This is a genomic window from Rhizobium sp. Leaf321 (genome assembly GCF_001423215.1).
In the GTDB taxonomy this organism is placed as follows: domain Bacteria; phylum Pseudomonadota; class Alphaproteobacteria; order Rhizobiales; family Rhizobiaceae; genus Neorhizobium; species Neorhizobium soli.
Window position 1 is genome coordinate 1,335,722 of record NZ_LMOF01000006.1, and the last position, 484, is coordinate 1,336,205.

General features: G+C 61.0%; 1 protein-coding gene. It reads left to right on the top strand.

What is annotated here, in order from left to right; genetic code table 11:
* Positions 1 to 484 (top strand): GTP-binding protein (locus tag ASF70_RS23635; protein ID WP_244474016.1); only part of this gene is annotated, 484 nt, incomplete at both ends.

The window sequence follows — 484 nt, forward strand, 5'->3', positions numbered from 1 at the left end:
CAAGAACATGATCACCGGTGCAGCGCAGATGGACGGCGCGATCTTGGTTTGCTCGGCTGCCGACGGCCCGATGCCACAGACCCGCGAGCACATCCTGCTTGCTCGTCAGGTTGGCGTTCCCGCGATCGTCGTGTTCCTCAACAAGGTTGACCAGGTCGACGACGAAGAGCTCCTCGAGCTCGTCGAACTGGAAGTCCGCGAACTTCTGTCGTCCTACGACTTCCCGGGCGACGACATTCCGATCGTCAAGGGTTCGGCTCTGGCCGCTCTCGAAGATTCGAACAAGAAGATCGGCGAAGACGCCGTTCGCGAACTGATGGCAGCTGTCGACGCCTACATCCCGACGCCTGAGCGTCCGATCGACCAGCCGTTCCTGCTGCCGATCGAAGACGTGTTCTCGATCTCGGGCCGTGGTACGGTCGTGACCGGTCGCGTCGAGCGTGGCATCGTCAAGGTTGGTGAAGAAGTCGAAATCGTCGGCATC